At 68.4% G+C, this 22,652-nt stretch carries 21 protein-coding genes; 12 read left to right on the top strand and 9 right to left on the bottom strand.

Going from position 1 to position 22,652, the window contains the following annotated elements; translation table 11 throughout:
- Positions 1 to 44 precede the first annotated feature (44 nt).
- The 4 genes from glgA (at position 45) to ACZ63D_RS04355 (ending at position 3,267) form a co-directional block, all read left to right on the top strand.
- Complete coding sequence (gene glgA, locus ACZ63D_RS04370; RefSeq protein WP_465352871.1) at positions 45 to 1,202, top strand: glycogen synthase; 1,158 nt, start codon at positions 45 to 47, stop codon at positions 1,200 to 1,202.
- Complete coding sequence (gene glgC / locus ACZ63D_RS04365; protein WP_167545609.1) at positions 1,199 to 2,416, top strand: glucose-1-phosphate adenylyltransferase; 1,218 nt, start codon at positions 1,199 to 1,201, stop codon at positions 2,414 to 2,416. Before glgA ends, glgC begins: the two co-directional genes overlap by 4 nt.
- Positions 2,417 to 2,518: 102 nt before the next feature.
- Positions 2,519 to 2,725: a hypothetical protein gene (locus tag ACZ63D_RS04360; protein WP_465352870.1), complete on the top strand. Its 207-nt coding sequence runs from the start codon at positions 2,519 to 2,521 to the stop codon at positions 2,723 to 2,725.
- Between the two features lie 173 nt (positions 2,726 to 2,898).
- Positions 2,899 to 3,267, top strand: coding sequence for a DUF5684 domain-containing protein (locus ACZ63D_RS04355; protein ID WP_465352869.1), 369 nt, complete (start codon positions 2,899 to 2,901; stop codon positions 3,265 to 3,267).
- A 10-nt stretch (positions 3,268 to 3,277) separates the two neighbouring features.
- Here ACZ63D_RS04355 and ACZ63D_RS04350 read toward each other — a convergent pair whose 3' ends face one another.
- Positions 3,278 to 4,477 carry a glycosyltransferase gene (locus ACZ63D_RS04350; RefSeq protein WP_465352868.1) on the bottom strand — a complete coding sequence of 400 codons (1,200 nt, stop codon included), beginning with the start codon at positions 4,475 to 4,477 and terminating at the stop codon, positions 3,278 to 3,280.
- Between the two features lie 127 nt (positions 4,478 to 4,604).
- Here ACZ63D_RS04350 and ACZ63D_RS04345 point away from each other — a divergent pair, with 127 nt between their 5' ends.
- The 4 genes from ACZ63D_RS04345 (at position 4,605) to ACZ63D_RS04330 (ending at position 7,820) form a co-directional block, all read left to right on the top strand.
- The gene (locus ACZ63D_RS04345; protein WP_465352867.1) at positions 4,605 to 5,369 is read left to right on the top strand and encodes an SGNH/GDSL hydrolase family protein; all 765 of its coding nucleotides are present in this window, start codon (positions 4,605 to 4,607) and stop codon (positions 5,367 to 5,369) included.
- 218 nt (positions 5,370 to 5,587) lie between these two features.
- A complete protein-coding gene (locus ACZ63D_RS04340) occupies positions 5,588 to 6,313 on the top strand; it encodes a GntR family transcriptional regulator (RefSeq protein ID WP_465352866.1) in 726 nt (241 codons plus the stop codon).
- A 414-nt stretch (positions 6,314 to 6,727) separates the two neighbouring features.
- Complete coding sequence (locus tag ACZ63D_RS04335; RefSeq protein ID WP_465352865.1) at positions 6,728 to 6,859, top strand: hypothetical protein; 132 nt, start codon at positions 6,728 to 6,730, stop codon at positions 6,857 to 6,859.
- Between the two features lie 235 nt (positions 6,860 to 7,094).
- Positions 7,095 to 7,820, top strand: a complete 726-nt coding sequence (locus tag ACZ63D_RS04330) for a sulfite exporter TauE/SafE family protein (protein ID WP_465352864.1) — start codon at positions 7,095 to 7,097, stop codon at positions 7,818 to 7,820.
- Between the two features lie 41 nt (positions 7,821 to 7,861).
- Here ACZ63D_RS04330 and ACZ63D_RS04325 read toward each other — a convergent pair whose 3' ends face one another.
- The 7 genes from ACZ63D_RS04325 to ACZ63D_RS04295 all read right to left on the bottom strand — a co-directional run bounded on the left by ACZ63D_RS04325 (position 7,862) and on the right by ACZ63D_RS04295 (position 18,252).
- Positions 7,862 to 9,688 (bottom strand): exo-alpha-sialidase, encoded by a 1,827-nt coding sequence (locus ACZ63D_RS04325; protein ID WP_465352863.1) that lies wholly within the window; start codon positions 9,686 to 9,688, stop codon positions 7,862 to 7,864.
- The gene (locus tag ACZ63D_RS04320) at positions 9,685 to 11,691 is read right to left on the bottom strand and encodes a beta-galactosidase (protein WP_465352862.1); all 2,007 of its coding nucleotides are present in this window, start codon (positions 11,689 to 11,691) and stop codon (positions 9,685 to 9,687) included. The genes ACZ63D_RS04325 and ACZ63D_RS04320 overlap by 4 nt, the downstream gene beginning before the upstream one ends.
- Positions 11,691 to 12,620 (bottom strand): dihydrodipicolinate synthase family protein, encoded by a 930-nt coding sequence (locus ACZ63D_RS04315; RefSeq protein WP_465352861.1) that lies wholly within the window; start codon positions 12,618 to 12,620, stop codon positions 11,691 to 11,693. Before ACZ63D_RS04315 ends, ACZ63D_RS04320 begins: the two co-directional genes overlap by 1 nt.
- Positions 12,617 to 13,576: an oligopeptide/dipeptide ABC transporter ATP-binding protein gene (locus tag ACZ63D_RS04310; RefSeq protein WP_465352860.1), complete on the bottom strand. Its 960-nt coding sequence runs from the start codon at positions 13,574 to 13,576 to the stop codon at positions 12,617 to 12,619. Before ACZ63D_RS04310 ends, ACZ63D_RS04315 begins: the two co-directional genes overlap by 4 nt.
- Positions 13,573 to 15,534: a dipeptide/oligopeptide/nickel ABC transporter permease/ATP-binding protein gene (locus ACZ63D_RS04305; protein ID WP_465353692.1), complete on the bottom strand. Its 1,962-nt coding sequence runs from the start codon at positions 15,532 to 15,534 to the stop codon at positions 13,573 to 13,575. Before ACZ63D_RS04305 ends, ACZ63D_RS04310 begins: the two co-directional genes overlap by 4 nt.
- Positions 15,535 to 15,669: 135 nt before the next feature.
- A complete protein-coding gene (locus ACZ63D_RS04300; RefSeq protein WP_101438811.1) occupies positions 15,670 to 16,629 on the bottom strand; it encodes an ABC transporter permease in 960 nt (319 codons plus the stop codon).
- 15 nt (positions 16,630 to 16,644) lie between these two features.
- Complete coding sequence (locus tag ACZ63D_RS04295; RefSeq protein WP_465352859.1) at positions 16,645 to 18,252, bottom strand: ABC transporter substrate-binding protein; 1,608 nt, start codon at positions 18,250 to 18,252, stop codon at positions 16,645 to 16,647.
- A 214-nt stretch (positions 18,253 to 18,466) separates the two neighbouring features.
- On the opposite strand from ACZ63D_RS04295, the gene ACZ63D_RS04290 reads away from it, so the two are divergent.
- The 4 genes from ACZ63D_RS04290 to ACZ63D_RS04275 all read left to right on the top strand — a co-directional run bounded on the left by ACZ63D_RS04290 (position 18,467) and on the right by ACZ63D_RS04275 (position 21,673).
- Complete coding sequence (locus ACZ63D_RS04290; protein WP_465352858.1) at positions 18,467 to 19,198, top strand: FadR/GntR family transcriptional regulator; 732 nt, start codon at positions 18,467 to 18,469, stop codon at positions 19,196 to 19,198.
- Positions 19,199 to 19,217: 19 nt separating this feature from the next.
- Positions 19,218 to 19,757, top strand: a complete 540-nt coding sequence (locus ACZ63D_RS04285) for a GNAT family N-acetyltransferase (RefSeq protein ID WP_465352857.1) — start codon at positions 19,218 to 19,220, stop codon at positions 19,755 to 19,757.
- A 93-nt stretch (positions 19,758 to 19,850) separates the two neighbouring features.
- Positions 19,851 to 20,582, top strand: a complete 732-nt coding sequence (locus ACZ63D_RS04280) for a sugar phosphate isomerase/epimerase family protein (RefSeq protein ID WP_465352856.1) — start codon at positions 19,851 to 19,853, stop codon at positions 20,580 to 20,582.
- Positions 20,579 to 21,673: a Gfo/Idh/MocA family protein gene (locus ACZ63D_RS04275; RefSeq protein ID WP_465352855.1), complete on the top strand. Its 1,095-nt coding sequence runs from the start codon at positions 20,579 to 20,581 to the stop codon at positions 21,671 to 21,673. The genes ACZ63D_RS04280 and ACZ63D_RS04275 overlap by 4 nt, the downstream gene beginning before the upstream one ends.
- A gap of 306 nt (positions 21,674 to 21,979) precedes the next feature.
- On the opposite strand, the gene ACZ63D_RS04270 is transcribed toward ACZ63D_RS04275, so the two are convergent.
- Positions 21,980 to 22,576 (bottom strand): TetR/AcrR family transcriptional regulator, encoded by a 597-nt coding sequence (locus tag ACZ63D_RS04270; RefSeq protein ID WP_465352854.1) that lies wholly within the window; start codon positions 22,574 to 22,576, stop codon positions 21,980 to 21,982.
- Positions 22,577 to 22,652 lie beyond the last annotated feature (76 nt).

Raw genomic sequence — 22,652 nt, 5'->3', positions numbered from 1 at the left:
CTTCCGTACTGCGTGCGCCCGGCAGGGCCGTCTAGGGTCGACGCATGAAGGTCGGCCTGCTCACCCGGGAGTACCCGCCGGACGTCTACGGGGGAGCGGGGGTGCACGTCGAGTTCCTCGCGCGGGAACTGCGGTCGCTGGTCGACCTGGACGTGCACTGCTGGGGCCCCGACCGTCCGGACGGCGCACACGGGCACCGCGACGCGCACGGATACGCCCAGCCCGCGTTCGCCACGATGGACATCGCGGTCTCGATGGCCGACGCGCTCGCCGGCCACGATCTCGCGCACAGTCATACCTGGTACGCGAACCTCGGCGGCCATCTGGCGAAGCTCGCGCACGGCATTCCGCACGTCATCACCGCGCATTCGCTCGAACCGCTGCGGCCGTGGAAAGCCGAGCAGCTCGGCGGCGGCTACCGCGTGTCGTCGTGGATCGAGCGCGACGCCTACGAGGCGGCGGACGCGATCATCGCGGTCAGCTCCGGCATGCGGCGCGACGTCCTCGAGGCATACCCGAACGTCGACCCGGCCCGGGTGCACGTGGTGCGCAACGGCATCGACACCGAGCTGTACCAGCCCGATCCCGGCACCGACGTGCTCGAGAAGCACGGCATCGATCCGAACCGGCCGTACGCGTTGTTCGTCGGGCGGATCACGCGGCAGAAAGGCGTGCCGCATCTCGTGCGCGCCGGGGCCGCGCTGGCGGAAGACGTCCAGCTCATTCTGTGCGCGGGCGGCGCGGACACGCCGGAACTGGACGCGGAGTTCCGCGGGCTGGTCGGGCAGCTGCAGGAACAACGGTCCGGGGTGCACTGGATCCCGGAAATGCTGCCGCGCACCGAAGTCGTCCAGCTGCTGACGCACGCGCTGGTGTTCGTGTGCCCGTCGGTGTACGAGCCGCTCGGCATCGTGAACCTGGAAGCGATGGCGTGCGGGACCGCGGTGGTGGCCAGCGACGTCGGCGGCATCCCGGAGGTGGTCGCCGACGGCGAGACCGGCGTCCTGGTGCATTACGACGAGAACGAGCCCGGCGCGTTCGAAGCCGGGCTCGCGCGCGGGATCAACGACCTGGCCGCCGATCCCGCCCGCGCCACCCGGCTGGGCCTCGCCGGACGGGACCGCGCGGTGGGAGAGTTCGGCTGGGCAGCGGTCGCCGCCGCGACGGTGGGGGTTTACGAGGCGTGCGGGAGGGTTTCGTGATCGACGGATCCGATGTGCTGGGAATCGTCCTCGCCGGCGGCGAGGGCAAACGGCTGATGCCGCTGACCACCGACCGCGCGAAACCCGCGGTCCCGTTCGGCGGCGTGCACCGGCTGATCGACTTCGTGCTGTCCAACCTGGTGCACGGCGGGATCCGCCGGATCTGCGTGCTGACGCAGTACAAATCGCATTCGCTGGACCGGCACATCTCGACGACGTGGCGGCTGTCGTCGCTGACCGGCGAGTACGTCACGCCGGTGCCCGCGCAGCAGCGGCTGGGCCCGCGCTGGTTCCAGGGCAGCGCGGACGCCATCCACCAGAGCCTCAACCTCGTGCACGACGAATCGCCCGCGTACATCGCGGTCTTCGGCGCGGACAACATCTACCGGATGGACCCGCGCCAGATGATCGACGCGCACATCGCGTCCGGCGCGGGCGTGACGGTCGCCGGAATCCGGGTGCCGCGCGCGGAGGCCCGGTCGTTCGGCGTGATCAGCACCGAGGACGGCACCAAGATCGACGCGTTCCTGGAAAAGCCCGAGGACCCGCCCGGCCTGCCGGATTCGCCGGACGAATCGTATGTGTCCATGGGCAATTACGTGTTCACGACGCAGGTGATGCTCGACGCGCTGCACGCGGACGCCAAGAACCCGGCGTCCAAACACGACATGGGCCGCGACATCATCCCGGCGCTGGTGGAGAAATCCGAGGCGGCGGTCTACGACTTCAACGGCAACGTGGTCCCCGGCGAAACCGGCCGCGACCACGGCTACTGGCGCGACGTGGGAACGATCGACAGCTACTACGACGCGCACACCGATCTGATTTCGACGCAGCCGATTTTCAACCTGTACAACCGGAAATGGCCGATCCTGGCCCACCCCGGCCAGCGCGCGGCGGCGAAATTCGTCGAAGGCGGCACGGCGACCCAGTCGATCGTCAGCAACGGCTGCATCATTTCCGGCGCGCAGGTAGTGGATTCCGTGCTGTCGCCGGACGTTTTCGTGGAAAACGGCGCGGTCGTGCAAGGCTCGGTACTGCTGGACGGCGCCCGGGTCGGCCGCGGCGCGGTGGTGCGGCGGGCGATCCTGGACAAGAACGTCGTCGTCCCGCCCGGCGCGCACATCGGGGTGGACCTGGCGCGGGACCGCGGCCATTACCACGTCAGCGATTTCGGGATTGTCGTGCTAGGCAAGGGAGAAACCGCGATCTAGGGCCAAGCCGGGCTGGCCCGTGCTCGGCTGGCGCAGCCGCTTGCGGGCGGATCGGGGCTCCCTGCAGTCCATTCGGGAAAGGCTTTCTGACCGGCAAAATCGATGAACGCACGGCTCTGGCCGAGAACGACCTTCGTCGCTCTCTGCCGCGCTTCACGCCCGAAGGACGACAGGCCAATCAAAAACCTGGGCGCGCTCGATGTCGAGCTGACGCCTGGCGATCTGCGGCACATCGAGAAGGCCGCGGCACAGATTCCCATCCGCGGCGAGCGCGTGCCCGAACAGCTGAAGTCGCTGTTCGGCCGTTAAGCCCGCGACAGGGGCGGAACCGAGCCAGCCGACGGCTCCCGATGCCCCGTTGTCCCGATCGTCAGGCACATTCGGTCAGTGAACGAGAGCGCGGCCGAATCCGTCCTGCCGTGCCCGTCCCGCGACGCTAAAGTCACGCGTCCGGCAGACACTTCGCAAAGGATTCCAGCACTGTGAACCAGGAGACCTCGTTCAACCCGGCACTCGGCTTCGGATCGGGCGGGCTGATCGTCACGATCCTCACCGTCGTCGCGCTGTGGCTGGTGTTCGCCAAGGCCGGACGCCCCGGCTGGGCGGCGATCATCCCGATCTACAACGTCTACGTCTGGCTGAAGATCGCCGGCCGCTCCGGGTGGTGGCTGCTCCTGCTGCTCGTCCCGCTGGTCAACCTCGTGGTCGTCATCATCGTCTCGCTCGACATCGCCAGGGCGTTCGGCAAGAGCGGCGTCTTCGGGTTCTTCGGGCTGTTCGTGTTCTCGATCATCGGTTACCTGATCCTGGGTTTCGGCCGGGCGCGGTACACCGCACCCGGCCCCCGCTGACGAACCCGGTTCAGCTCATCGCGGCGACGGTGCGCGCGACGACGTCGGAAGGGCTCGGCTGCCCGGCGATCTCCGCGCGCACCTCGGCCGCGGCCGAGGAGAACGAATCCTCTTCGAGCACCCGCCGCACCAGTTTCCGCATCGTTTCGACGTCCACAGTGGACGGATCATGGCTGAGCCCGACGCCCCGCTCGACCACTCGCTCGGCCGACATCGGATTGTCCGCGAAGCTGGGCAGCACCACTTGCGGCACCCCGTAAAACAAGGGCGCCGCGGTAGTCCCGGACCCGCCGTGGTGCACGATCGCCGAGCACCCGGGCAAGAACGCCGACAGCGGCAAGTACCCGACCGACCGGACGTTCGCCGGAAGCTCGCCCAGTTCGCTCAAGTCGGCAGCGCCCGCCGCGAGCACGACCTCGACCTCCATCCCGCCGAGCGCGTCCAGCACCACCTTCAAACTGCTGACCCCGGTCATCGCCGGAACCACCGTGCCCAGCGTGACCGCCACCCGCGGCCGCTCACTCTTTCGCAGCGTCCATTCCGGCAGCACGGCCCCGCCGTTGTACGGCACGAACTGCATCGGCCACCAAGGCGCGCCATCGCGTTCGTCGAGATGCTTTTCGTCCGCGCGCAGCCCGCCCATGCTCGGCGCCCGCGGATCGATTCGCGCGATGACGTCCGGCGGGGCGTCGCCGATGCCGAGTTTCTCGCGCATCAGCCTGCTGAGCTCGCCTTCCAGGAAGTCGTCGTGCTCGGCGCGCCACGAGAGGTCCCGGGCCGACCAGGAGATCCGGTTGCCGACCTCGAGCGCGGGCACGCCGAGCGCGACCGCGGCGAGCGCGCCGGCGCCGTGGTCGGACGGGTAGACGACGAGGTCGGCGCCGAACGCGCGGCCCGCTTCGATCGTGCCCGCGGTCATGGCGGCGGTGAAGAGGCCGAACGGTCCCTGGTGCTGCCGGGCGATCCGGTACTCCTCGGGTTCGTCCGGGTCCGGGGCGGCGTCGCCCTTGACGGTGGCCAGCAGGTCGGTCCAGATGTCCCGGCCGGGGAAGACGTCGGCGACCGGCAGCCCGGCGCGCGCGGACACCTCGGCGATCTCGGCGGTGGTGGCCAGCAGCACCTCGTGCCCGGCGGCGCGGGCGGCCCAGACGACCGGGATCAGCGGGAGCGTGAGCCCGTATCCGGGCGCGGAAGCGAACAGGATCTTCACGCTGCCGAGCCTGCCAGAAGCGTGGCGCTCGTCGCATCCCGGTTTCCGTTTCCGCACAGCGGTAACGCGCGGGGCCGCCGCGGCGACACATCCGCAGATCATCTTTCCCGGAAAGGCCCGGTCCCCCATGCGAAAAGCCCGTATCGCGGCATTGCTGACCCTGGTCGGCTTCGGCATCGCGATGTCCCCCGCCGTCGCCGCCGACGCCGGTCAGACCAGCACCTGGTGCACCAAGAAGGAGCAGGTGGCGATCCTCGGCACGTCGGCCGACACCGGCTACGGCACCACGGGCTACCAGTCCGCCACGGACACCTACGCGCCGACGACGTACGGCTGGACCACGAAGATCGCCAACGATCTGCACGCCGAGTGGAACACCACGACGAAGAACTACGCGCACAACGGCGCGATGGCCACCGACTACCTCCCCGGCGGCCGCTGGCCCGACACGACCGGCGCGCTCGCCGACATCACGCAGCGCCAGCCCGACCTGGTGCTCATCGACCTCGGCGGCAACGAGCTGATCTCGCAGACCGACCCGGCGGTGTTCAAGGCGAACCTGGGCAAGGTCATCGACAACATCCGCGCCGCGCGGCCCGGGGTGGACATCCTGCTGTCGATCTACGCCGAGCTGAAGTGGACGCCCAACCCGTGGGGCGGGCAGACGCAGAAGTACTTCTGGTCGCAGTACGCCACCGCGATCTACCAGACGGCGGTCGCCAAGGGGACGGCGCTCGTCGATCTGCGGCAGTACATCCCGCCCGCCGGGTCGGCGAATCTGCCGAACCCGAGCCCCTGGATGGCGGACAACGTGCACCTGAACGACGCGGGAAACCTCGCCGAGTACGGGATGTGGTGGGGCTGGACGTCGAGCCTGGGAAGCATTTGCTGAGCGGTTCGGCGATTGCGGTGCGGGCAGCTTCGTGAAGCCGACGTTCGAGGGCGACACGAACCTGTCCGCACCGAAGAGGGTGGAAACAGGTTCGGGCCGCGGGTCGGCGGTGGCGGAACCGGCCGTGCGCCCCGCGTTGCCGCTGCGTATGACGTTTCCGCAGGTCAATGCAGGTGGCGTAACCTCGGCGTAATCATCTTGCGGGTAGCGTCGCCGACGTGGTGACTACGCGGCGGAGGGCGGAACGGGCACGGCAGATGGCCGACGGCCTGCGGCAGCGGATCGTCGCGGGCGAGATCGGCGAACTGCTTCCGGGCGAGCGGGCGCTGGGCGAATGGTTCGGCGCGTCGCGGAACGTGGTGCGGGAAGCGCTCGGCTTGCTGCGGGACGAAGGGCTCGTCGAACGCCGTCAGGGAGTCGGGACGCTCGTGGTGCGCCCGAAATACGGCCATGGGCTCGACCGGCTCACCGGCTTGGCGGAGGCGCTCGAGGGACACGGCGAGGTCGTGAACGAGGTGCGCAAGGCTGAGACGGTCGCCGCGCCGCCTGCGGTGGCGGAACGCCTCGGCTTGGCGGCGGGCGAGAAGGTCGTGCACCTCGAGCGGGTGCGCCGACTCGGCGGGGTGCCGCTGTCTCTGGACTCGACTTACTTAGTGGCGGACCTGGGGGTTCCGCTACTGGGGAAGGATTTGGCGCACCGGGACCTGTTCGCGCTGCTGGAGGAGACGAACGGCATCCGGCTGGGCCGGGCGGAGATCGAGGTGCACGCGGTGTCCGCGGGTCCGGACACGGCCGCGTTGCTGGACATCGAGCCGGGGACGGCGGTGTTCGCGCTCGACCGGTTGACCCGGTTGCCGGACGGCCGTCCGGTGGACGCGGAGTGGCTGCATATCCGCGCGGATCGGCTGACGTTGCGGGCGACCTTGCCTCGCGGGGCGAAGTGATGCGGCGGGTTGGCCTCGGCGGGCGGGGTGAGTGCGGGGCAGTTCTGGTTGTGGGGATGTGGGGTGGGGAGCGCCTGGTTTGCGGTGGGCGTGTTGTCCGGCGGGGCGAGTGTGAATCGGTTTGCCCGGTTGTCGGTGGTCGCGTCGTGCGGTGGGTTGGTTTGGCGGGGTGGCGTGGGTGCGGGTCGGTTCTGGTTGTGGCGGGACTGGGCGGGAGTCGTCCGGCTTGCGGTGGTCGCGTTGGCTGGTGGGGCGAGTACGGGTTGGTTTGCCCGGTTGTTGGTGGCCGCGTCGTCTGGTGGGCTGGCTCGGCGGGGCGGCGTGAGTGCGGGTCGGTTCTGGTGGCGGCGGGCCTGGGCGGGGATCGTCCGGCTTGCGGTGGTCGCGTTGTCCAGTGGGGTGGTCTGAGCGAGTGTGGCTCGGTTTGCCCGGCTGTCGGCGGTCGCGTCGTGCGGTGGGCTGGCTTGGCGGGGCGGCATGGGCGCGGACCGGTTCTGGTCGCGGCGAGACGAGGTGGAAATCGTCCGGCTCGCGGTGGTCGCGTAGTCCGGCGGGATGGCTCGGCCGCGCGGCCTGAGCGTGCATCGGTTCGCCCGGCTCCCGTAGTCCGGCGGCTGGTCAGGATCGCCGCCGAAGCGGGGCGTGCGGCATCGAAGCGACAAGCGATCCGATGGGCAGTCAGCGATTTCCGGCGGCGGAATGAGCGCGCACCAGTTCACCGCGCAGGCGTGGACCGCACACCGTTTCCCCCGCGAGGGAACGACTTCCGCGGGAGCCCAAGGTGATCGCCGCGCTCATTGTCACCGGGCTGCTCGCCGGGATCGGCATCACCGCGGTCGGGCCCGGCGGGGTGCTCGCGACGGTCGGGCTGTTCGTCTTCACCTCGCTCAACCCGGCGCAGGTCGCGGGGACGGCGATCGTCACGCATGTGGCCACCGGGATCCTCGGCAGTGCCGCGTTCGTCCATTCCGGACAGTTGCGGGAGCCGGAAACCCGGCGGGCAGCGGGAGTTCTGGCAGCGGCCGCGGTCGTGGGGACTCCGCTGGGAGTGCTGCTGAACTCCGGGGTGTCCGCGAAGGCGTTCGGGATCGTGCTCGGCGGATTCGCGCTCGTCGTCGCCGTGTTTGTCGGGTTGAAGGGACGGGAGCGGGCCGTCGGGCTGCCGGTCGCGGGGGCGATCGGGGCGGGAGTCGCGGTGGTGGCGGGGCTGGTCGGGGTCGGCGGGCCGATGCTGGCGGTGCCGTTGCTGGTGGTCGCCGGGATGCCGGTGCTCGGGGCGCTCGCCGCGGCGCAGGTGCAGTCGGTGGTGATCGCGAGTGTCGGCACCCTCGGTTACGTCCTGCACGGAGCGGTCGACTGGCGGCTCGCCGCGATTGTCGGGATCCCGGAGTTGGCGGGGGTGTTGATCGGCTGGCGGATCGCGCACGCGTTGCCTGCCAAGGCGCTCAAGGCCGCTCTCATCGCGGTGCTGGTCGGGATCGCGCCGTACCTCGCGCTGCACGGCTGAGGCCGGATGGTTCACAAAGGACCATCCAGCCTCAGGAGCCGTTACCGGTCGAAGGGGAGGTGCATTACCGCTCCCGAAACGGGTTTCCCGGCGCGGACGGTGGTGAGTTCCGCAGCGGACAGAGCGCGGCGGTAGAGCCGGGTGTCGTCCAGTGCGCCGGAAAGGTGCTGTGCGCCGTCTAGACGTTCGCCAAGCCACAGCTGGAACGAGACGGTCTGGGTGACCGAACCGGGGGAGTCCGGGCCGGACGCGGCGACCGCGCCGTCGACCAGGATGCGGAGTTGGCCGTCTGATCGCTGAAGTGCCACGTGGTGCCAGGTTTGATCGTCGTACGCCGAGGGCGTACTGATCGACTTGCTTCCCGCTGCGGTGGTCATCATCGCGATCAACCGGTGCGACAAGGGTTCGGCGCGCAGCCACAACTGCGGTGCGGTCGAGCCCATTCCTCCTAGCCACAGCAGGGCTTGCGGGTCCTTTGACGAGCCGTACTTGACCCACGTGGTGAAGGTGAAGCCGCCGGAGCCGACCAGTTGCTCCGGCGAGTACGGGACGCGGACGAAGCCGTTCTCCAAGTGCAGCGCTTTGCCGAATTTGCCGGGAACAGAGCTTGCCTCGCCGAGAATGCGAGCAGGCTGTCCACTTGCGACGTCCGGAGTGGACACTCCCGATGTGCGCTTCCAGCCGAGATAGTTCTCGTCGAAGCGGGCGAAGCGAATCTCGTCGCGGGCGTCCACCGCTCCGCCCTCGTACATCAGGCCGATCTTCGCGTTCTTGTCCTCGGGGCCGCTCAGCTGGACCAGGTCGGAGTAGCCCGACCAGTCCGTCGTGATCCGGGTGCCCTGGTCGGCGTTTTCCCAGGTGCGACCGTCGTCATAGGACGAACGGATGGTCATCCAGCGTCGCCGGTCGGTGTCGGCGGGGGAGGCGAACAGGACACGCTTTCCGCCGGGGCGGTCCAGGCGCAGCAGCGAACCTTGCACCATCGGCGTCACGAGGTCGGGGATTGTGGTGAAGCGCTGGGAGAACGTCTCGCCGCCGTCCCGGCTCAGTGCGTAGTCGCGGTTGCCGATGTCGGTGCCGCTTTGTTCGCGGCCGCCCGCGTAGATGGTGCCGTCCGGCAGTTCCATCACGCTGACTTCCGACGGCTTTTGCGTGAAGGTGCCGCCGACGGGATGCAGGTAGCTGTCGACAGCGCCGACGTGCCAGGAAGCACCGCCGTCGTCGCTGTAGACGAGACCGGCGTAGTTTTCGACGGAGTTCGTGCCGTCGCTGCGCTCGGCGTTCACACCGAATACGAGCCGACCCGCGTGTCGGCCGTGGTGGAGCTGGATGCCGTGCACTGGACCGGAGGCGTACCAGGAATCCCATGCGGGCAGCTTCGCTTGCGCGCTGATGTCGACCGGCGTGGACCACGTGCGGCCGTCGTCGGTGCTGTATTGCGAGTGCGGCGTGCGCGGGCACGGCACGGCGCAACCCTTGTCGTCGGTGCGGCCCTTGTTGTAAGTGGTGATCAGGACGATCCGACCAGTTTTAGTGTCCACAATGGGCACTGGATTGCCGTGGGTGTCCCCGCCGCCGCGGTTCACGACCTGCAGCGGCGACCAGGTGGTGCCGCCGTCGGTCGAGCGTTTCAGCACCAGGTCGATGTCGCCGGTGTCGCCACAGTTGTTCTTGCGGCCTTCCGCGAAGGCCAGAAGCGTGCCCTGCGTGCTGCGGACGATCGCTGGGATGCGGAAGCACGCGTAGCCGGTTTCCTGATGCGGGTTGAAGAGTGCTTGCTGGTCGAATTGCGGCGCGGCTTGAGCCGAGGACGGGGCGAGGAAAGCCAGCAGTGCGAACGCCAGCGCCACGCGGAGAGCGGTTCTCATCTGGTCTCCGTTCTGAACTGTCCGGAAAGGACGGCCACGCCGTGCGCGGCCAATTCCACTTCGGACGATGGCTGGGCGGGATCGGTGAGCAAGTCTGTGCCGGGGGAAGGCAGGGAGACGGTGACGGATTCAGCGTTGTGGTTGAGCAGGAACAGATAGTCGTCCGCGCCGTGGCGCACGATCGCCTGGACGCCGTCGGGCAATCCGGGCAGCACGGGCGAAACTCCGGCTTCGGTGGTGATCCGGTCGAAAAGGGTACGCATGACGTCCGCGTCCGGCCGGGTGCCGAGGTACCACGCGACGCCCGAACCGAATTCGTGCCGCGTGATCGCGGGGCGACCGGCGAGCGGGCCTTCGGCGAACGAGGCGACGACGTCCGCGCCTTCGGCTTCGATCCATTCGGACCAGATCGTCGCGCCCACTGTGGCACCGTCGAGGTCGAGCGTCGTGGAACCACCTTCGGGAAGGGGCCAGAATTCGTCGACGCGCAGTCCGAGAATGTCGCGCAAGGGAGCGGGATAGCCGCCGGTGTACACCCGGTCGTTCTCGTCGGCGATGCCGGAGAAGAAGGACACCGCCAAATGCCCGCCACCCTCCACATAGGAGCGGAGATTGGCCGCGACGGCACTGTCCATCAGGTACAGATTGGGCACCACGACCAGCCGGTATCCGGACAGATCGCGGGACGGATGCACGACGTCGCAGGTGACGTTCGCGTCGAACAGCGGCGCGTAGTGCGCGAGGTGGGAATCGAGCTGGCTGAGGTCGTCCGACGGATGAGAGTTCAGCTCCAGCGCCCACCAGCTGTTCCAGTCGTGCAAGATCGCGACGTCGGCCTTGACCCGGCTGCCCGCCACTTGCGGCAGTGACGCGAGTTCCTGTCCTAGGTCGCGTACCTCGCGAAAGGTGCGGGTGTCTGGGCCGCCGTGCGGCACCATCGCGGAGTGGAATTTCTCCGCACCGCCCGGAGTCTGCCGCCACTGGAAGAACAACACCGCGTCCGCCCCGCGTGCGACGGCCTGCCAGCTGCCCAGCCGCATCGTCCCGGGCGGCTTCGGGCTGTTGCGGGTGCGCCAGTTCACCGCGCTCGGTGCCTGCTCCAGCAGCAGCCAGGGCTGATCGTCCTTAAGGGACCGGACGAGGTCGTAGGCGAAAGCCGCTTCCAGATGTCCGCGCGGATCGTAGGGATCGGGATAGGAATCGAGGCTCACGATGTCCTCGTGCGGCACCCATTTGTTCCAGTCAAGCGACTTCTGCACCAGGCCGACGAAGTTCGTGGTCACCGGCACATCCGGAGTGATCCGGGCCAGCACCTCGCGTTCGTTGAGGTAGCAGCCGAGCGACGCGTCGGAGGAGAACCGGTGGTAGTCCAGCTGGTGCGCCGGGTTCGGGAAGGTCGGCGCGACGCGGGGCGGCTGCACCTCGGCGAAGTCGGAATACCGCTGCGACCAGAAAGTCGTGCTCCAGGCTTCGTTCAACGCCTCGACGCTGCCATAGCGTTCGGTGAGCCAGCGCCGGAAGTCCACTGCGGACTCGTCGCAGTAGCAGGCGCGGATATGGCAGCCGAATTCGTTGCCGATGTGCCACATTTCCAACGCCGGATGATCGGCGTACCGAGTGGCGACCTGCTCCACCAGCCGGGCGGCGTGCTCGCGGAAAACGGGGCTGGACGGGCAGAACTGCTGCCGTGCACCGGCGGAGAGCCGGGTGCCGTCCGCGCGCACCGGCAGGATTTCCGGGTAGCGGTGGGAAAGCCAGGGCGGCGGCGAGGCCGTCATAGTGGCGAGACAGGCCCGGACGCCACTGGCGGCGAGGTTGTCCAGCACCGTGTCGAACCAGCCGAAATCGAATTCGCCGGGCCTCGGTTCGACCTGCGCCCAGGAGAAAATCCCGACGGTCACCATTGAAACCGAAGCCTCGGCCATCAGTTTCAGATCTTCGGCCCACACGTCGGGCGACCAATGCTCGGGGTTGTAGTCCCCGCCGTAATACAACCGGTCCATCAGAGCAGCCCCGCTTCCGCCAGCTTTCCCTTGATCCGCAGCAGTTCGTCGTCGTTGAGGGGGAGTTGCGGCGGCGCCATCACCGCGTTGTCGATAAATCCGCGCATCTTCATCGACGCCTTGAACGCGCCGAGCGCGGCCGAACCGCGGCCCATCCGGCTCGGCGGCGCGACCTCGGTGATGCTGAACAGCGTCAGCAGCCGTTCCTGCTCCCGCCGGGCGGCCTGCGGGTTGCCGCCGCGGAAGTGGTCGTAGATCAGCACGTAGCCGACCGGGTCGACGTTCCCGAGCCCCGGCACCGCACCGTCCGCGCCTTGCGCGAGCGCGGCGTCCACGAGGAGTTCGGAACCGGTGAACACGGCGAATTGCTCCAGCCCGCGCTCGCGCCGCTGCTGCAGCACCATCCGGAAACCGGCCTCGTCGCCGCTGGAATCCTTGAGCCCGGCCACCACGCCGTCCGCGGCCAGATTCAGCACCATGTCGCGGTCCAGTTTGGTGTGCACGGCCATCGGGATGTCGTAAGCGAAAATCGGCAGCGACGTCCGCTCGTGCAGCAGCCGGAAGTGTCGGTCGATTTCCGCGACGTGCGTGCGGGTGTAGTACGGCGCGGTCACCACGATGCCGTCCGCCCCGGCCGCCTCGGCGGTCTTCACGTGCTCCGCGACGCGCAGGGTCGTCATGTCGATGCAGCCGGCGAGCACCGGGACTCGTCCGGCGACCTGGTCGACCGTGGTTTCGACAGTGATCCGCCGCTGGTCGTCGGGCAGGAAGGCGACCTCGCTGGACGAACCGAGCACGAAGATCCCGTGCACGCCGGCGTCGAGCTGGAATTCGATGTGCCGCCGCAACGACGCGGTGTCCACCGTGAAATCGTCGTGGAACGGCGTGCACAGCGGCGGGATGATGCCGGCGAACGTGGGCGCAGTCATGAGGCGGTCACTCCGATTTCTGGGTGGATGCAGCGGTAGGTGTGCTCGTCCGGCCCGGACTGCGGCGGCAAGGCCTGGGAACACTCAGCGGTGGCTTTCGGGCAGCGGGTGTGGAACGGGCAGCCGGGCGGCGGCGCGGTCGCCGACGGCACGGGTCCACTGAGGACAATCGGTTCCACCGGGTGCAGCAGGCTCGGCGTCGCCGAGAACAGCGCCCGGGTGTAGGGATGACGCGCGTGGTGCGGCAACTCGGCGGCCGGGGCCTGTTCGACGATCCGCCCGAGGTACATCGTGACGATGTGGTCGCTCATCCGGCGCACGGTCTGGATGTCGTGCGACACGAACACCATCGCGAGTTCAAGCTGTTCGCGCAGGTCCAGCAACAGATTGAGGATTTGTGCCCGCACCGAAACGTCCAAAGCGGACGTCGGCTCGTCGGCCACCAGCAACGCGGGCCGCAGGGCGAGCGCACGGGCGATCGCCACGCGCTGCCGCTGTCCGCCGGACAGCTGCGGGGGCAGTGCGTCAGCCACGCTGGACGGCAGCCCGACGAGGTGCATCAGCTCCCGGACCCGTTCGGCTCGCTCGGCCGCGGAGCCGATGTGGTGCACGTCGAGCGGATCGCGGAGGATCTTTGAAACCGGCAGCCGCCGGTTCAGCGCGGTCGAGGGGTCCTGGAAGATCATGCCGACCGTGCGGCCCAGTTCGGCTGGGCTCAAGGCGGACAGCGGCTGGCCCGCGTAGCGCACCGTGCCCGAGGTCGGTTTCTGAAGGCCGACCAGCACTTTGGCCAAAGTGGACTTCCCGCAGCCGGATTCCCCGACTATGCCTACGGTCTCGCCCTTCTCGATGACCAAATTCGCGTCGGTGAGCGCGTACACCCGGTCATGGCCGAACAGGCTCGAGCCGCGGATCTTGTGCACCACATGCACGCCGTCGACCTCGACGAGACTCATGCCTGCGCTCCTTCCGCGAGCGCCGCGACCGGGCTCTCGGCGGGGTAGTGGCAAGCGACGAGATGCCCTTCGCCCGCCGGTTCAGGTGCGACCTCGAAGCAGTGCCCGCGAGCGGCCGGACAGCGGCTCGCGAACCGGCACCCGGGCGGGAAGTCCGCGGGCGCGGGTACGACGCCCTTGATCTGGGTGAGCGTCGCTTCGTTCTCCTCTAGCGACAGCACCGCGCTGAGCAGGCCCCGGGTGTAGTGGTGCCGCGGCGCACCGACGACGGCCGCGGTCGCGCCGGTCTCGGCGACCTGTCCGCCGTACATCACCACGACCCGGTCGGCGATGTCGGATACCAGCGCGAGGTCGTGAGATACCAGGACCAGCGCGAAGCCCAGTTCCTCCTGCAGCCGCAGCAAAAGCGCCATGATCTGCGCCTGCACGGTCACGTCGAGCGCCGTCGTCGGCTCGTCGGCCACGATCAGCTTCGGGCTTCGGGACAGCGCCATCGCGATGAGCACGCGCTGCCGCTGTCCGCCGGACAGTTCGTGCGGGTACGCCCGCAACATCCGGCCCGGGTCGAGATTGACCAGTTCCAGCAGCTCTTCCGGCGTGCGGGTGCCGCCGCGCCGGGTGAACTGCTTGAGCTGTGCGCGGATCGTCATCGCCGGGTTCAGCGAACTGAGCGCGTCCTGGTACACCATCGCCAGGTCGTGCCCGAGATGCCGGCGGCGGACGCCCGGCTTCATGGCGAGCAGGTCGTCGCCCGCGAACCTGATCTCGCCGCTGAGCCGCGCGGCGTCCGGCTGCAGGCCCATGATCGACAGCGCGGTCAGCGACTTTCCGCAGCCCGATTCGCCGATCAGCCCCAGCACCTCGCCGGAACGGACCGAAAAGGACACTCCGTCGACCACGTTCACGCCATTGTGCCGATCCGGGAACGAGATCGCGAGATTCTCCACCGCCAGCACGGTTTCCCGATTGGACAGATCCCTCGCCTTCGCCGCCAGCCGTTGTCCGGCCTCGCGCAGACCGCGCAGCGGCAACACTGCGGTGGCGGGCTCCGGGGCCAGTTCGATCTGCTGTGCCGCTTCGGCCGCCTTCGCGGTGCGAGCCGACGGCGCGGCCCAGGCGTCGGAGATCCCCTCGGACAGAATGTTCAGCGCCAGCACGGTCAGCAGGATCAGCAGACCGGGGAACAGCGTCGCCCACCAGCCGCCGGTCAGCACGAGGTCCTTGCCGTCCGACAGCACCGAACCCCACGACGGGTCGGGTGGCTGGATCCCCGCGCCGATGAACGACAGCGACGCCTCGAACACGATCGCGTCCGCGACGGTCACCGTGCAGTACACGAGGATCGGCGCGGCACAGTTGACCGCGACGTGCCGGGCGAGGATGAACAGCCGTTTCGCCCCGATCACCCGCTCGGCCGCGACATAGTCCTCGCCGTACTGCGCGAGCACGTTCGCCCGCACCACCCGCGCCACCGGGGCCATGTTGAGGAAGCCGATCGCGAGGATCAGCACGAAAATGCCGCGGCCGAACACCGCCACCAGCACCGCGGCGAGCGCGATGCCGGGGAAGGCCATCAAGACGTCGAGGACCCGCATGACCAGGCTGTCGACCCGGCGGCCGGACGTGGCCGCGAACGCACCGACGAGGACGCCCGCGACCAGCGCGAGCAGCGTCGCGCCGAGGCCGATCGCGAGCGACCAGCGGGTGCCCGCGACGAGCCGGGAGAAGATGTCGCGGCCGGACTGGTCGGTGCCGAACCAGTGCGCCGCGCTGGGCCCGCCGGTGTCGGTGCTGAGCACGTCCGGGTTGTGCGTGGCCACGGCGGTGCCGAGGATCGCGACGAGCCCGAGCACGACCAGCACGGCCAGCGCGATCCACGAGGACAGGGGAAGCCGCCGGAACCGGACGCCGGGCCGCGACAGCCGAGCGGTCAGGTTCGGGCGGAGGACGGGGCGCATCACGAGCGGCTCCGCGGACGGGGGTGGGCGGCGAGGCAGAGCAAACCGATGAAGAGGTTCGGGCGCATCATGAGCGGCTCCGCAAACGGGGGTGGGCGACAAGGCGGAACACGTCGGCGAGGAGGTTCGGGCGCATCACGAGCGGCTCCGCAGACGGGGGTTGGCGACGAGGTAGAGCACGTCGACGATCAAGTTCACGAGCACGAACCCGGCCGCGATGGTGATCACGAAGCCCTGCACCTTGGCGGTGTCTCCGTCCTGCACGGCCTGGATCATGTTCTGGCCCATGCCGGGCAGCGCGAACATCGTCTCGATCACCACCGCGCCGCCGAGCAGGTAGCCGACCCGCAGGCCGAGCACGGTCAGCGGGTTGACCAGCGCGTTGCGCAGCACGTTCCGCCCGACCACCACGACCGGTGGCAGCCCGCCGCCGCGCGCGGTCCGCACGTAGTCCTTGTCGAGTTCCTCGACCATCGACGTGCGGATCACCCGGGTCAGCTGCGCGGCGACCGGCGCGGCCAGCGCGATCGCGGGCAGCGTCAGCGAGTTCAGCCAGCCGGAGAACGAATCCGCCGGGCTGACATAGCCGCTGGTGGGGAACAGGCCCTTGCCCACGGCCAGCCATTGCACCAGCAGCAACGCGATCCAGAACGCCGGTGCGGCGACCCCGGCGAGCGTCACGAAGCGGATCAGGTGGTCCGGCCAGCGGCCGCGGAACAACGCCGAGGTGACGCCGAGGACAACCGAGATGACGAGCGCGAGCGCTAGGCCGAGCAACGTCAGCTGCACGGTGAGCGGGAGCGCGGTGGCGATGGTCTGGCCCACCGGCTCCTTGGTGATCACACTCGTGCCGAAGTCGCCTTGCAGCAGATGCCACACGAAGTGCACGTACTGCAGCGGCAACGGGTCGAGCAGGCCGTTCTGCTCACGGAACTGCTGGAGCTGATCGGCGGTGGCGTTGGCTCCGTTGAACGCGGCCATCGCCGGGTCGACCGGCGAGAACCGCATCACGATGAACACGAACAGGATCACGCCGAGCAGCAGCGGGATCAGGGCGAGGATGCGACCGGCCAGCATCCGCACGACGACTGTCACTTCGCGGGCCTCCCGTCAGACCGGTTTGGCCTGGTTGAGGTAGATGCCCGGGTAGCCCTGGGCGCGCACGCCGCTGATCGCCTTCGGGTCCCACGCGGTGCCCATCTGCGTGAAGACGATCGGGTAGATCACCGCCTGCTCGGAGATCTGGTCGAGCAGCTGTTTGTACAGCCCGGTCCGCTTCGTTTCGTCGGTTTCCGCGGCGGCCTTGTCCTGCAACGCCAGCAACGCGTCGGTGTCCGGGCCGCTCCAGCGCGCGTACCGCGTCATGAGCACTGATTGCTTGTCGTAGTAGTAGCGGATGAGCAGGTCTGGGTCGTTGCCGAATTGCAGCGGGTTGTTCGTGGTGGCCACGACCTGAAAGTCGTCGCCGTTGTCCAGTTTGGAGAACAGTGCCTTGGTGTCTTGGGAGTCCAAAGTGGTCTGTACGCCGATCGCGTCCCAGCCCTCCTTGATCACCTTGACGCAGTCGAGCACCAGTGAAGTGTTCGTAGTGGACAGTGAGATCTTCAGCCCGCTGACGCCCGCTTCGGTGAGCAGTTGCTTCGCCTTTTCCGGGTTGTACTCGAAGCTCTGCGACGCGGGCTGCGAACCGGGCAGCTTGGGGTTGATGAACGACGTGCCCGCGGTGCCGGTGCCGCGCAAGCCGATCTCGATCATCTTCTTCTTGTCGATCGCGTAATGCAGCGCTTGGCGGACCCGGTTGTCGGAGAACGGCGAATGCTTGGTGTTGAAGAGAAGGAACAAGTTGTTGCCGCCGTCGGCGAACTCGACCGTACGGCCTGCCTTGCGCAGCTGTTCGGCGTTGGCGGGCGGGATGTTCTCCGCGATCTGCGCGTCCGGCTTGGCCCCGGAGATCGCCGCGACCCGCGGCGCGGAATCCACAATGGACTTCCAGAGCATCTTGTCGTACGCGGCCGGGCGCGGACCGTTGTAGTCGGCGAACTTCTCGAACGAGGTGTGCGAAAGCGGTGCCTGTTCGGTGATCTTGTACGGCCCGGAGCCGACGACCTTGCCCGCCGCGGCGGCCTTCCAGTTGTTCTCGAACACGTGCTTGGGCACGATCTTGCAGATCTGGATCCGCTGCAGCGCGTACGGGAAGGCGAATTTCAGGCTGAACTCCACTGTCTTGGCGTCGACCTTGGTGACCGACTCGAGCCACTGCGAGAAGAAGCTGTGGATGAGCACGTTTTCTTTCGGGTCGAGTACGCGGGCGTAGGTGAACACCACGTCGTCGGCGGTCACCGGCTGCCCGTCGTGCCATTTCGCGCCGTCGCGCAGTTCGAAACGCATTTTGGTGCTCTTGAGGTCGGCCGGCAGCGCCTTGGCCAGGCCGGGGAACGGTTCCCGGGTGATCGGGTCGCCCTCGACGAGCGATTCGTAGCTGTGCAGGATGGCCGCCATCGCGAACGCCGACGCGGTCTGCAGCGGGTCCCAGGTCTGGTTGTTGCCGTACCCGAGCACCGCGGTGACGGAACCGGACGAACTGCCGGTCTTGTTGGTCGACGCGGGTCCGCCGCACGCGGCGAGTGTCGACGAAACCGCCGCGGCGGCGCCGGCGAGGCCGGCGTAGCGCAGCAGTGCGCGCCGGTTGAACGAAGTCCCCATGGCGGTTCGGGACATGGCGTCTCCTGACTTGATGCGGTGTTCCACCCAGAAAGCATCGAGAAGTAGGACGTGGGACGTCCTATGACTTGCCGGAACCCTAAGTCCCGTTCCGCGCCCGGTCAAGAGGCGCGTTCCCACCCGCGCGGGGGCGGCCGGGGGAGCCGATCATGACGTAGGATGTCCTCCGATGGCGACGTGCCAGTGCAAGAAAGACATCCGGGAGACACGTGTGGCGCGCCCGCAACGCAGCGAAGAGATCACCAAGCAGATCATCGACCTGATCGTCGACCGGCAGCTGCCGACCGGCGCGCCGATGCCGACCGAGCTGAGCCTCGCCGAGGACCTCGGGGTCAGCCGGAATTCGATCCGGGAGGCGGTCAAGGCGCTGCAGGCGCTGGGCATCGTCGAGGTCCGGCACGGCTACGGCACGTTCGTCGGCTCGGCGGGCTCCGAGGCGCTGCAGACGTGGCTGCTCTTCCGCACGCGCAGCCGCGGCAGCACCGACGCCGGGCGGCTGCGCGACCTGCTCGAGGTCCGCGAAATGATCGAAACGGAGCTGACCAGCCGGGTCGCGCGCGACCACCGGCCAGAGCTGATCGGCGAACTGCAGGCGTGCGTGGCGCGCATGCGGCGCAAGGGCCCGGACGCGGCGGTGGCCGACCGCGAGTTCCACGACCTGATCTGCGCCGAGGCGGGGTTCGACCTGGCGCGCGAGCTGACTGGGTTGTTCTGGGACGTCTACCGGGCCGCGGAAGGGGAAATGGGCGGGCCGGTGTCGTCGGCCACGGCCACCGCGAAACGGCACCAGGCGATCGTGGACGCGCTCGTGAGCGGGGACGCGGAAGCGGCCGCGCACGCGGTGCACCGGCATTTCGACGAGGTGCGCAAGCGCGCGAAAGCGGGCCGGTACGGCGGCTTCGGCGAGGCGCGGCCCGCGATATCCGGTTCGGCTGCGAGCTGATCGCGGTTAGGCTGGCCGGGTGACGACTCCGGAGATCGCTTTCCTGCCGCCGTCCGCCGCCGGGGACGCCGAGCTGGTGGCCACGCTGACCGAGCTGGTGAACACCGTCTACGCCAAGGCCGAGGCCGGGTTGTGGGCCGGCTCGGCCGATCGGACCAACGCCGGGGAGATGGCCGGGTTCGTGCGCGCGGGGGAGATCGCGGTCGCCCGGATCGACGGGGCGGTCGCGGGTTCGGTCCGGATCCAGCGGCTGGCCGAGGATCTCGGAGAGTTCGGCCTGCTCGCGGCTTCGCCGCAGGTGCGCGGCGCGGGGATCGGGCGGGAGCTGGTGCGGTTCGCGGAGGACCACTGCCGGGCTCAGGGTTGTACGCGGATGCAGCTCGAGCTGCTGGTGCCGCGGGAGTGGACGCATCCGTCGAAGGATTTCCTCGCGCAGTGGTACACCCGGCTCGGGTACCGGGTGGTGGAGACGTCGACGATCGACGGGCCGCATCCGGAACTGGCCCCGCTGCTGGCCACGCCGTGCGATTTTTTGATCTGGCACAAGGATCTTCGCTGAGCTCTGGCGCGGATTTCCGTCCGGTTCTGTCCTGGTGTCAATTCTGACCAGGTGGTAGAAATTGGCGAAAGCCCTCTACCGCTGGGAGTTGGCATGGGCGGACCTTCGGTGCAGTTGTATTCGGTGCGCGACGCGTTCGCGGCTGATCCGGACGAGACGTTGCGGCGGCTCGCCGCGATCGGGTTCCGGCGGGTGGAGCCGTATGGCGTGGTGGAGAACGTCGAGGCGCTCGGCGCGGGGTTGGCGGCGCACGGGTTGAGTGCGCCCACCGCGCATGCCGCGTTGGTCGGGAAGGACCAGGAGGCGGTGTTCGCGGCGGCTCGAGGGCTGGGGATCGGGGTGGTGATCGAGCCGCTGGTTCCTGCTTCGCGGTGGCAGAGTTCGGCGGATATCGCGGAGACTGCTTCGGCGTTGAATGCGGCGGCTGAGGTCGCTGCGCGGTATGGGGTGCGGGTGGGGTATCACAATCATTGGTGGGAGCTGGAATCGCGGATTTCCGGGCGGAGTGCGTTGGAGGTTTTCGCGGAGCGGCTTTCTCCGGAGATTGTGCTGGAGGTGGATGTTTACTGGGCTGCCGCGGGCGGGGAGGACGCGCCTGCGTTGCTGCGGCGGTTGGGGGAGCGGATTTTTGCTCTTCATGTGAAAGACGGTTCGTTGGCTGTCGATGCTTCCGGGCAGGTGCCTGCGGGGCAGGGGCGGGTGCCGATGGCGGAGGTGCTTGCTGCGGCTCCGGAGGCGTTGCGGGTGGTGGAGTTCGATCGGCATGAGGATGTTTTCGGGGGAATTGCGGAGAGTTTCGCTTATCTTGCCGGGGTGGGGGAGTGACTGTCGGGGTCGGGGTTATCGGGGCTGGGTTTATCAGTGATACCTATTTGGGGAATTTGACGGCGTTTCCGGATCTTCGGGTGGAGGCCGTCGCTGATCTCGATGTGGATCGGGCTTTGGCGCAGGCTGTGAAGTACGGGGTTCCTCGTGGCGGGTCGGTGGCGGAGTTGCTCGCGTCGCCGGAGGTTGAGATCGTCGTGAATTTGACGGTGCCCGCGGTGCATGCCGAGGTGAGTCTGGCGGCGGTGGAGGCGGGGAAGCACGTTTGGACGGAGAAGCCGATCGGGTTGGATCGGCTTACTGTGCGGAAGCTGCTGGGCCGGGCTCGGGAGAAGGAAGTGCGGGTCGCTGGGGCGCCGGACACGCTTCTCGGGGCGGGGCATCAGAGTGCGTTTCGGGCGTTGGGGCGGATTGGGGAGCCTGTTACGGCGTTGGCGTTGTTTCAGACGCCGGGGCCGGAGGGGTGGCATCCCGCGCCGGAGTTTTTGTTTCAGGCTGGGGGTGGGCCGTTGTTCGATATTGGGCCGTATTACTTGACGCAGTTGGTGCGGGTGTTTGGGGCGGTGCGGAAGGTTACCGGGGTTGGGGGGAAGGGGCGGGGGACTCGGGTGATTGGGGCTGGGCCTCGGGCTGGGGTGTCGTTTGCGGTTACTGTGCCTACTACTGTTAGTGCGTTGGTGGAGTTTGTGGGTGGGGGTAGTGCGCAGGTTTTGCTGACGTTTGATTCGGCGGTGCGGCGTACTGGGGTTGTTGAGGTTTTCGGGGCGTTGGGGACGGTGGTTTTGCCGGATCCTAATGGGTTTGGCGGGGGTGCGGTGTTGCATTTCGCCGGGGGTGGGGAAGTGGAGTCGGAGGAGGTGGGGGTGGTGGGGCATTCGGCTTCTCGGGGGACTGGGGTTCTCGATCTGGCTCGGTCGATTCGGGCTGGGGTGCGGGAGAGGGCTTCGGGGGAGTTGGCTTATCACGTGCTGGACGTGATGGTTGCGGTTGAGGAATCCATGGAGCGGGGGGTGGGGGTGGAGGTGGGAAGCCGGGTTGAGGTGGGGGAGTTGTTGCCGGTGGAGTGGGATCCGTTTGTGCGGACGTTGTGAGGGGGGTCGGCTCGTCGCCCGGGGGCGACATTGCCGTGGGTGGTTGCGTGGGGCACCCCGAAGCCCAGTGTGCTGACGGTTCGGGGGTGGTTGTCAAGGCGGGAAAGATGCCTTGACAACCACCCCCGAACCGCAGGGAAGGCTTCGTATCGGGGTGCAGGGGCGGGTGTGGGTGCCTGGATGGGGTGGGTGTGTCGGCTGCGGTGGGGTGGGTGTTCTCGGTTGCGGGGGTGTGGTTTCGGCTGTCCGTCTGCGGGACAACGAGGGATCGGTGGCGGCCATCCGGGCGAGATCTTCGGAATTCGCCTATTCCGGGAACAGGGGGACGGTCAGGAGAGTTTCCAGAGAGAGACGGAGGGAGCCGACTACATCGACTTTGGCGGGGGTGGTGAGCCACTGGACCTGGAGGCCGTCCATCAGGGCGATGAAGGTGAGTGCCGCCAAGTCCGGGTTTACGCCGGGGCGAAGCTCGCCGGATTCGGCGAGCGCGTGGAACGACTGGGCGATGCTGTCGCGGGCCTCGCGGTAGTGGCGGGCGAAGTAGGCGTGGGCCGGGTGGTCTTCGGAGATCGCTTCGGCGGCGAGGCGCGCGTACACCTCGACGATGCCGCGGTGGCGGAGGTTGTGCTCGGCCAGTGCGATGAAGCGGCGCAGGACGTCCAGGCCCGGTGGGGCGGCCAGTCGTTCGCGGGCGGCGTCCTCGGCGTCGCGGCGTTCCAGGACTGCGGCGAGCAGTGCTTCCTTCGTTGGGAAGTGGTACAGCAGGCCGGCGTGGGTGATGCCGGCTCGTTTGGCTATTTCCCGCAGCGACGACGCGTGGTAGCCAGCTTCGCCGTACACCGCTGCGGCCGCCGAAACGAGGTCGTCGCGGCGGATTCTGCCCTTCAGGTAGCCCTCGCTCACGGGGCGGCGGTCGGGTCGGCTTCCACGCGGCCATCATGCCCCAGCCCCGCCCGTGTTCCTGCCTGGACCCGACCCC

The organism is Amycolatopsis sp. NPDC104775 (genome assembly GCF_055583325.1).
This window is presented reverse-complemented; position numbering and strand designations above follow the sequence as displayed.

Excerpts from the sequence above, each read along its gene's own strand:
- ACZ63D_RS04315 (WP_465352861.1), bottom strand. The coding sequence starts at position 12,620 with ATGACTGCGCCCACGTTCGCCGGCATCATCCCGCCGCTGTGCACGCCG.
- glgA (WP_465352871.1), top strand. The coding sequence starts at position 45 with ATGAAGGTCGGCCTGCTCACCCGGGAGTACCCGCCGGACGTCTACGGG.
- ACZ63D_RS04305 (WP_465353692.1), bottom strand. The coding sequence starts at position 15,534 with ATGCGCCCCGTCCTCCGCCCGAACCTGACCGCTCGGCTGTCGCGGCCC.
- ACZ63D_RS04345 (WP_465352867.1), top strand. The coding sequence starts at position 4,605 with ATGCGAAAAGCCCGTATCGCGGCATTGCTGACCCTGGTCGGCTTCGGC.
- ACZ63D_RS04280 (WP_465352856.1), top strand. The coding sequence starts at position 19,851 with ATGGGCGGACCTTCGGTGCAGTTGTATTCGGTGCGCGACGCGTTCGCG.
- ACZ63D_RS04325 (WP_465352863.1), bottom strand. The coding sequence starts at position 9,688 with ATGAGAACCGCTCTCCGCGTGGCGCTGGCGTTCGCACTGCTGGCTTTC.
- ACZ63D_RS04310 (WP_465352860.1), bottom strand. The coding sequence starts at position 13,576 with ATGAGTCTCGTCGAGGTCGACGGCGTGCATGTGGTGCACAAGATCCGC.
- ACZ63D_RS04295 (WP_465352859.1), bottom strand. The coding sequence starts at position 18,252 with ATGTCCCGAACCGCCATGGGGACTTCGTTCAACCGGCGCGCACTGCTG.
- ACZ63D_RS04360 (WP_465352870.1), top strand. The coding sequence starts at position 2,519 with ATGAACGCACGGCTCTGGCCGAGAACGACCTTCGTCGCTCTCTGCCGC.
- ACZ63D_RS04320 (WP_465352862.1), bottom strand. The coding sequence starts at position 11,691 with ATGGACCGGTTGTATTACGGCGGGGACTACAACCCCGAGCATTGGTCG.